At 60.2% G+C, this 8,313-nt stretch carries 3 protein-coding genes and 1 pseudogene; 3 read left to right on the plus strand and 1 reads right to left on the minus strand.

The genetic code is table 11. The features are described 5' to 3' along the window. The first annotated feature begins 11 nt into the window (after positions 1-11). The 3 genes and pseudogenes from LGM71_RS13865 to LGM71_RS13875 all read left to right on the plus strand — a co-directional run. Positions 12-4,673 (plus strand): RHS repeat-associated core domain-containing protein, encoded by a 4,662-nt coding sequence (locus tag LGM71_RS13865; RefSeq protein ID WP_226115133.1) that lies wholly within the window; start codon positions 12-14, stop codon positions 4,671-4,673. Positions 4,674-4,694: 21 nt separating this feature from the next. Further along, a complete protein-coding gene (locus tag LGM71_RS13870; protein WP_226115134.1) occupies positions 4,695-5,039 on the plus strand; it encodes a hypothetical protein in 345 nt (114 codons plus the stop codon). A 225-nt stretch (positions 5,040-5,264) separates the two neighbouring features. Further along, a pseudogene (locus LGM71_RS13875) lies at positions 5,265-6,230 on the plus strand (ISNCY family transposase); the annotation flags it as partial. Positions 6,231-6,415: 185 nt separating this feature from the next. Here the strand turns inward: LGM71_RS13875 and LGM71_RS13880 are convergent. Beyond that, positions 6,416-8,313, minus strand: a 1,898-nt coding sequence (locus LGM71_RS13880; RefSeq protein ID WP_226115135.1) for an autotransporter domain-containing protein, incomplete at its 5' end; no start/stop codon positions are given.

Here is an 8,313-nt window from a genome sequence, read left to right on the forward strand (position 1 = left end):
GGGCCGACACCGTGGCACTTCCAGCCGTCAAGCATCTCGATCCCGTTGTTGGCGTGGACGTTCATTCGGTACTGGTCACGCCTGGTACACCACCCGTGTTCCTGCCGCATCCTCATGTCGGGTTCATGCTCGATAAGCGCGAGTACATCCAGGCCGCAAAGGCCGTGGTCGGCTGCATTGCAATGATGATCGTGCAGGAGAAAGTGACCGAATACATCGAAGATCATCCCGAAGATGTGACGAAGCTCGAACATCTCGCCGACGAAGCGACTCAGCAGGTCAATGAACTGATGGGCGGAGGCAAGCTACCTGATTTCAAGAATGACCCCACTGTCGCGGAGGGGACGAGGCTGGCGAAAGAGGCCAACAAGATCAAGAACCGCATCAGTGACGATCTTGGCTCTAACGTCGGCTCGGGCGGTAGCAGCGGCAGGCCGATTTTTGTGAACGGGATGATGCGCGCCACGGCAGGGACGCATGCATATCACGTTCCAGGGTTGCATTTTCCGCTCGGGGAATCGTTTGCGCCGCCTGACAAAGTTGAACCGTCGAACGACGGGGAATCGTTCATGGGCAGCAAGACGGTGCTCGCCAACAACGATCCGATGTCTTACATGGCGCTTGAGGCGTTGAGTTGCTGGTCGGTCGGAATGGAGCCCCCTCCGCACAACAGCGCGCATACCGATCGGACTTATCCGTCAATGCCCAGTTCGGTGATGTTGCCGATTCCGGCAGGGCGGCCCGTTTTGGTGGGCGGGCCGCCGATCATGAACATGGCTGCGGCGGCGAAGGGGTTGTTCAAGGCGTTTCGGGGATCGAAGTGGGCGAAGGCGCTGGCGGATAAGCTGAATTTGAAGCCGGGGTTTCTCAAGTGCAATGTGCTGCACGCGGAGCCCGTAGATGTCACGACAGGCGAAGTCATTGTCTCGCATCACGATTTCAAGGTCGCCGGACATCTTCCTCTCGAATGGAACCGGCGTTATGCGAGTAGTGAACAGCGCCTCGGTATCGTTGGCGTCGGATGGAGGACGCCGGCCGACATTCAGTTGAATCTAATTTCGCGCGACGACGGCATCGGGGCAGCCATCTACTTCGTCGATCACGCCACCGCTTTCGATGAAGTTCCCAGGCATGATGGGTGGTCGACGCGTACCTACGATTGGCAATACGGCTATGCACTGTATTCTCGCGACAACCAACTGGTACTGAGAACGGGCGAGTGCATCGAATACGGGTTCTCGTTACCGCAATCGTGGGACGCGGTCGTCGGAAGCCTATCCAACACGCCCGCGCTCACGCTGATGCTCGACTGGATCGGCGATCTACACGGTCACGCATGGCTTTTCGATCGCAAGCCGTCAGGCCAACTTTCGCGTGTCGTCGAACATGATCTCGACGGTCCAACCGGACGATACATCGAATGCGAATCCAGTCTCGCCTCGCATAACACGTTGACGACGTCGATGACGCTAATCGATGCCGACAAGCATGCATATCCGCTCGCAGGGTACGAACAAGATCGCGAACTGAATCTGGTCAAGGCGCTCGACGCCATGCGCAACTCATGCCGTTTCGACTACGAGGGCGGCAATCGGATTACCCGGCAGATGAGCGCACGCGGCGTTTCATTCCACTACAGCTATCGGCAAGGTAGCGACGGCGTACGGCGCGTCGATCGCGCGTGGGGCGATGACGGCGTGCTCGACTATCGCTTTGAATACGATCTCGACCGATACGAAACACGTATTATCGATTCCATGGGGCACGTCGCCATCATCCAGATGAACGGGCGCCACGTTCCAATCGCCGAGATCGACGTACTTGGCGGTATAACCAGCTACGGTTACGACGCCCAAGGGCGAACCAGCATCGAGACAGACCAGATAGGCCGTACGTCTCGTTGGGAATACGACGTACACGGCAATCTGATCGCGCAATTCATGCCGGACGGCCGGGCTATTCGAGCCGAATATGATGCCAATCATAAGCCCTTGTGCGTCACCGCCCCGGGGGGGCGTCAGTGGCGCTACGTGTGGGATTCACGTGGACGCCTTCGGTCTTACGTCGCCCCATCTCAAACGATATCCAGATACGAATATGACAGTCATGGCCGCATTACGTCCTGGACTGGTCCGAACGGCGATGCAACGGCATTCGGTTATGACCATCACGGCAATCTCGCTTCAATAATCGATGCGCTCGGCAACGCTACGCGATACGAGCACGACGCACGTGGATCCGTCGTTCGCACTATCGATGCGACAGGACACGAAAATCGTTACGAACGAGATCCATGCGGCAGACTCGTGCGAGTCATCGAATCTGACGGACGAGAAACTCACTGCGCCTACGACGCGGATGGGAATCTGATTCGGTATCGCGATCCGGTCGGCAATGTGACATGCCTGACCTATACCACTCTCGGTGAGATCGCGAAGCGGACGCAGCCGGATGGCACCGAAGTCAGCTATTACTACGATACCGAGGGACAACTTGTCGATGTTGTCAACGAGCGAGGAGAGCGCTATCGGATCAAGCGCGATGCGCTAGGAAGAATAGTCGAGGAAATCGACTATTGGGGCCAGTCACGCCTCTACGAGTACGGCTCGACAGGTGAACTCCTACGCTCGGTCAACCCTCTCGGTCAGACAATCCACTATCGATATGACAGAGTGGGGCGGATCGTCGAGAAACGTATTCCCGATCCCGACCAGCCGAACGGATTTCATGCGGATTGCTTTCACTACAACGAACATGGCGACCTCGTCCGCGCATCAAACCCATCCGCGATCCTCCAGTTCAGCTATGACGCCGACGGCCGGCTGATCGAAGAACGGCAGGGCGACGACTTCAGGCTTTTCAATCGATACGACGCTGCCGGCAATCGCGTCGAACGGAAAACGCACCTCGTTTCAGGTGACAAGCTTGTCGAGCAGTCGATTCTTTACGGTTACGACGCATTGAATGCCGTCGTCCGAATCGAGATCGACGGACACGCACCGATCGTCATTCAACGGGATGCGCTTGGCCAAATCCGCGACGAGCGCCTGGGCGATGGTCTCCGGCGTGAGATGTCTTACGAAGCAAGAGGGCGCTTGTCCCGGCAAGCGCTCCTTGTCGATACCGGGGAAATGTTCGCGATCGAGTACGCATATAACGCGAACGGCGATCTGATCGAGCGACGCGATTCCCGGTCCGGCATCGAGCGGTTTCAGTACGATTCGGGCGGGAACATTGTTGAGCATATCGATCCTGCGGGTACGGTACGCCGTTTTCTGTACGATCCTGCCGGAGATCTGCTGCGGACGAGAAATTTTCTGACGGGCACCACCCAGAACAGTTCGACGTCACGCACATGGCTGCGCGAAGGGCGGCACGGCGACAGTCTCTACGTGTTCGACAGAGCGGGCAATCTCACGCACAAGCAGGATGCGGAACAGGATGTTGAGCTTCGATGGGATGCCGCGGGGCAATTGACTGAGTCGTTAGCGACCCGACATGCAGGAAAAGGCAACCGCCGTCACGATTATCGTATTCGCGTCCGGTACGAATACGACGCTTTCCAGCGACGAACTAGGAAAATCATATCGACACTGCGGCACAAAGTCAGTCGCGCACGTGTTCATCGATTCTTCTGGGACGGCGATATGCTCGCAAGCGAATTGCGATTCGATGTCGAAACGGCGGACCAGATTACATCAGAAGCCGAGCAAGCCGCGCATCAGCTCACCAGGGCCCAACCGGGTATGCTCAACGCGCCAACTCGTCACGGCGTACGAGACTGGATCTATTATCCGAACACATTTCGCCCACTCGCGATGGTTCATCGGAACTTCAACGCCGAGATAGGGCGAACAGCGCGACAACATGAAGATCCAAGCGAGGCAGACGGGCCTTTACCAAAACACCCGCGACCGCCAGCGCTGGTTCCAGACTATGCAACCCAAATGGACACAGATGATCGGTCGCTGTCCTATCATCTGCGCAGCACAGTCTACTTCTTTCATAACGACCCGAATGGTGCACCGGTCCGTCTGGTCGACGAGCAGGGCGACGTCGCATGGGAAGCGAGTTACGCCACATGGACAAGCCATATCGGGAAAGATAGATCCAATCTTGATCAGCCCATTCGGCTTCAGGGGCAGTACTACGACGAAGAAACCGGTCTCTGCTACAACCGATATCGGTATTTTGACCATGAAATCGGGCAATTCATCAGTCAGGATCCCAGCCGGATCGACGGTGGTCCATCGCTCTATCAATACGCGCCGAATCCTGCCTCATGGGTCGACCCCTATGGCCTTGCGAACACCATTGACGGACAGGGGAATACGGTCCCGATCGTCGCCCTGGGTATCCCTGATAGGACCTTGTTCAAGCCCAAGTCCGGCATCACGACGCCATACTCGCGCAACTCCAAATGTGGACCAACCCCGGCGCAAACGAGGGCTGTACAAGGCAAACCATGCGCGGAGTGCGGTCAAACGAAGCCCAAGATGATTGCGGACCATATCGATGCACTTGTGGTCGAGTATTATCGAACCGGCGCCAACGACGTCAGCGCGCAATCGTCGGTTGCCGCGGTGCAACCACATTGCCCCAGTTGCTCGCCATCCCAAGGGGGCAAGGCATCGGCATTTTCGAAAGCAATGAACAAGATTCTCGGTATCTGAACGCGCATCCGGAAGAGGAAGATGGAATCACGACACGAAGCAGCGATCGCGGAAATGCAGCGCGAAGTATGCGAACGATATAGGTTGCGCTGCGAACCCGTGGAGGACATGGTCGCCTTCGCGACCTCGACGTTGGGTCAAATGCCTGTCTACGGCACGCGAGTTGAACGCGGTACGGGGGACAATATCAGTTGGTACTTTCACTGTGGCGAGTATTCAGACGCCGACGATTTTTATCAGCCGATACATACGGAGCATCTTCAGCAAATGCTGCCGCTTATCATCAAGTATCTCGCGCTACCTCCGGGCACGCATTTCATCATCGACAATCAAGGATACGAAGATGTTTGGCAGGAGCCGGCCTGAAACCGCCGGGGCGAGCGATGCCAGGGGCATGGTGAATACGAGATCGAGTAAGCCAACGGCCGACGCATCTCGTCTTACGCACGAGTTATGATTTTACATAACGTGAATTATCGATATACCTGGTGTAAGAGCAAAGTTGTAATGTCGTAGTTCGAGGGTTTCGACGCATGCTGGCAGCGGTTCGAACTGCCGGAGCGCATCGTGGGCCAACCTGGACTGATCACCATGAGCATGCGGGAGCTGGATCGTCTGAAGGTCGTGGAAGCCGTGATCGAGCAGCGTCTGATGCCTTGGCGAGCCGCGGAGCGGCTTGGGATCAGTCGACGGCAGATTGAGCGGCTGGTCGCCCGATATCGCGCTGCTGGCCCGGTCGGGCTGATTTCGCAGCGTCGTGGCCATGCGAGCAACCATCAACTGTCCGAGGATTTGGCGCATCGTGCCTTGAGCCTGGTTCGGGAGCGCTACGCCGATTTTGGGCCGACGCTAGCCTGCGAGAAGCTCTGGGAATGCCATGGATTGCAGTTGTCGAAGGAAACGCTCAGGAAGCTGATGACCGACGCCGGGCTCTGGATTCCGCGCCGGCAACGACCGCCGAAGGTCTACCAGCCGCGAGCGCGCCGGGCGTGCCTCGGTGAACTGATCCAGATCGACGGCAGCGATCATCGATGGTTCGAGGAACGGGCGCCGGCCTGCACGCTGCTGGTGTATGTGGATGACGCGACGAGTCGACTGATGATGCTGCACTTCACACAGACCGAATCGACCTTCAGCTACTTCGAAGCAACGCGAGCGTACATCGAACGGCACGGCAATCCCGGGGCGTTCTACAGCGACAAGGCCAGCGTGTTCCGAGTTTCGACACCGGGCAAGACTGGCAATCGCGTGACGCCGTTCGGGCGGGCGATGTACGAGCTGAACATCGACACGTTCTGTGCGAACAGCAGTTCGGCCAAGGGGCGCGTGGAGCGAGTGCACCTGACGTTGCAGGATCGATTGGTCAAGGAGATGCGATTGCGCGGGATCAACACGGTGGCCGACGCCAACGCTTACGCGCCCTCCTTCATGGCCGCTTATAACGCACGCTTCGCGAAGCCGCCGCGCAGCGACTTCAATGCGCATCGGCCACTGAGAGACGACGAGGATCTGGATACGTTGTTGACGTGGCGTGAAACACGTCGGGCGTGGAATGCAAGCTGCCTGGCCGATTTGATGCCGGTATCGCTGGTGTACCAGAACCGGCGGAACCTGCTGGTGCGGGTGCAGGTGTTCATGAACTGGAAGGCGCAATTGCTTGCGCTGTACGTGGCGCCTGTATCGAGCGGCCGGTAGTGCGGGCGCGAAGCGCAACCCACACTGCCGGATCCATGCGTACGCGGTTAGAACTTGTGATTGAGCCGCACATACGCCGACTGCGCCGACACATGACTCGTGTCGATCGTCGCATCCAACCCGAGTGCTACCGTGGTCGCCTTGGCGGCCTGGAGGGTAACGCTGGCGCCCGTAGTCAGGAACGAACGCGGCAGATCGGTGCCCGGCGCGGCGAACACGGTCCCGTCCTGGCTCTGCACCTGCACGACGCGGCCTGCGCCCAGAACCTCGTGCGCATAGGCCAGGCGAAGCTGCACGTTGACGGGGCGCACGGCATCGCCGAAGGTCTTATCGAGCGAGACACCCACGTAAGGCTGGAGGCTCCTCGCGCTGTCGGGGCCGACTTGCAGGTTCTGGCCGTTGGCGCCGTTCTCGCCGAAGCCGCTGCCGCGCACGTAGGCATACCGCAGCCCGATGTGCGGCGCAAGCCGGAGGCCGCCAACGTCCATGGGCAGGCTGGCCTGCGTGGCGGCGGTGAACTCGTGGCCGAGATGATCGCCTTCGGCGGTACCCGGGCTGCCGAATGGCCGCTTCTGCGAAAGGAAATCCAGCCCATAGCCGAGCGTGGCCGACAGGTTGACGGCACCCATGGGCTGCGCGCCATACAGGGCGACGCGCAGCGTATCGATGCCACCCGATGCGCCTGTCGTTTCTTCACTCAGCGTGGTGTGCGTATAGCCTCCCGCCGCACCGACCGTGGCACCGCCGAGCCGCCCTTCCGCGCCCGCCAGGAAGCCGTAGGCGTGGGTAAGGAAGCCGGGCGCGCCGCCCGTTCCGCCCACCTTGGTGCTGGAACCGCTGGCAACGGCCCACACGTTGCTGGAACCCGCCTCGTTAATCTGCGGGCCCGTCAGACGGCCGAGCAGCGTCGAACTGGCGCCCTGCGCCTGAAGCAATGCTGTCGTGCCCAGGGCCGTGTAGATAGAGGTCTTGGTTGGTGCGATGACAGTCGGGCTGGCCGGCGTGCCGGGCCCGGTGGCTTCGGCGAGCTGCAAGTCGACCCCGTTGGCACCGTAGTCCAGCGATGACTGCAACGCGCCGAGATTCGCGCCGGCGGTGGTGGTGCCGACGTTCGCGAAGCGGCCCGTCACGCCGTTGGCCGCGCTCAGCACGGTGTAGCGGCGGGCGGTATAGGTGCCGGGATCGAACAGAATGGCCAATGAGCCGCCGAGCGTCGCGGCACCGCCTACGCGTAGTTGCGATGCCTCCGTCGGGCTGACCTCGATCGAGAGGGTGCCGCCCGCTCCCTGGGTATAGTTCCCGCCCACGGACAGCGTTCCGATGGAGCCACCTGGCGCGACCACGCCGTTGCTGCTGACGTCCCCCGATACCGTGCCATGGCCGCGCAACGTGCCAAGCGAGTTCACCTGGACGTTGCCACCCAGCACCGCACCGGCATTAGCCGCGTCGCCCACGGCCAACGTGCCGCCTGCCACCGTCGTCGTCCCGAAGAACGCGCTGCTGGCACCATTCAGCGTCAGCGTGCCCGCGCCTTGTTTGACCAAACCGCCGGTGCCGCTGAGGCTGCCGCTGAATGTTTGCGACGAGTCGTCGGACAGCGTGAGCGCATTGCCGCCCAATACCACCCGGCTGCCTGCTACGCCGGAGAGATGCGCGACCTGCTGACTGCCGCCGGCGGACAGATCAAGCGCGGCAGTTGCGCTGGCGAGCGTGACCGACGTGGAAGATGCAAGCCGGCCGGCACCCGACAAGGCGAACGTGCCCGCGTTGACCATCGTCGCCCCGGTGTACGTGTTCACGCCCGACAGCGTTTGTGTTCCGCCCGCAACGGTGAGCCCGCCGGTGCCGCCAATGGCACCACTGAAGGTGCCAGCCGCGTTGGCGAGCGTCAGCGTGCGGCCACCCAGCGCAACCGTGCCCGTGCCGGTGAGCGCATTGATCGTGG

The sequence above is a fragment of the Burkholderia sp. AU33545 genome, from assembly GCF_020419685.1.
GTDB classification, from domain to species: domain Bacteria; phylum Pseudomonadota; class Gammaproteobacteria; order Burkholderiales; family Burkholderiaceae; genus Burkholderia; species Burkholderia diffusa.